Origin of the sequence: Actinopolymorpha alba DSM 45243 (assembly GCF_000373925.1) — a bacterium.
Lineage (GTDB): Bacteria > Actinomycetota > Actinomycetes > Propionibacteriales > Actinopolymorphaceae > Actinopolymorpha > Actinopolymorpha alba.
The window spans coordinates 1-1,342 of the sequence record NZ_KB892734.1 but is presented as its reverse complement, the minus strand read 5'-3'; the positions used below and the strand labels follow the sequence as shown (position 1 = coordinate 1,342).

Below are 1,342 nucleotides of genomic sequence, written 5' to 3'. Positions count from 1 at the left end.
CGACGCCAGCGAGCACGGCCACCAACTCCGGACCGGGAAGCATGTCGCCAAACCCGGGCGGGAGCGGAGAGATCCGCACACCATCGCCGTCGCTCATACGTTCGAGTCTAGACGATCTAGATCATGGTTCGCAACCGGCGATGGTTGTCGGAACGCCTTGTTTTCAAGATGTTTCGCGACCTGTAGAGCCGCCAGGTAGCAAGCTCTGGCCACGCGTTCAGCGAGGCGAGCCTGACCCGTGGCCAGGCGCTGAAGCGGGCCGTCAAAAGTCGGTTGCCGCCGATGGTGCGCGTCGTGGGATCATTGCCCGCGATGGCCGCTACGAAGATGCATGCTGACGAAGTCGAGACCGACGCCGCGCTGGTACGTCGCCTACTCGCGGGACAGTTCCCGCAGTGGGCGGATCTACCGATCGAGCTGGTCGCGTCGTACGGCACTGACCACGACATCTATCGGCTCGGTGAACACCTGTCCGTGCGCATGCCGCGCATCGGATGGGCCACCGACCAGGCGGTGAAGGAGCGGGAGTGGCTGCCGAAGCTGGCGCCGCACCTTCCTCTCGCGCTCCCGGTGCAGTTGGCGATGGGCAAGCCAGCCGAGGGTTATCCGTTCGACTGGTCGGTTTACGAATGGCTCGCCGGCGACAATGCCAACGGCACGATCGACGATCTGGAGCAGGCGGCCGTCGACCTCGCCGCGTTCATCGCCGCGTTGCGCCAGATCGACACGACCGGTGCGCATCCGCGGCTTCCGCATCGTCGTGGTGGACCCCTGATCGAGAACGACGAGGGCGTCCGGCGATCCGTTGCCGAGCTCGGCGACCGGATCGACGGCAAGGCTGCCCTCCGCTCCTGGCAAGAGTCCCTTGACGCGCAGGTGTGGGACGGCCCCGAGGTCTGGGTCCACGGTGACCTGTTGCCCGGCAACCTGCTGGTCGTCAACGGCCGGTTGGCGGCGGTCATCGACTTCGGCACTCTCAACGTGGGCGATCCGGCGTGTGACCTCCAGCCAGCGTGGAACGTCTTCACCGGCGAGAGTCGCAATCGGTTCCGGACCGAACTCGACGTCGACGAAGCGTCCTGGCTGCGTGGTCGCGGTTGGGCCCTCGCGCAGGCGGTGAATGCGCTGCCGTACTACTGGGACACCAATCCCGGCATCGTCCGGCAGGCCTCACACGCGCTCCAGCAGGTCCTCGCCGACTAACGCACTGGCGTCCTGCGCCGGCAACGAGCTTCCGGCACAGGCCGCTAGCGGGAGTTTCCGGTCTTTCTTGATCGTTTAGCTGGTTTTGCCTGGTGGGGCTGGGTTTGCGGGCTCGGCTGGTGTATTACCCAAGTCGTTG

1 protein-coding gene is annotated in these 1,342 nt (G+C 65.7%); it reads left to right on the top strand.

The features are described 5' to 3' along the window. The first annotated feature begins 312 nt into the window (after positions 1 to 312). Positions 313 to 1,203 carry an aminoglycoside phosphotransferase family protein gene (locus B141_RS0107085; RefSeq protein WP_020574461.1) on the top strand — a complete coding sequence of 297 codons (891 nt, stop codon included), beginning with the start codon at positions 313 to 315 and terminating at the stop codon, positions 1,201 to 1,203. Positions 1,204 to 1,342: the final 139 nt, after the last annotated feature.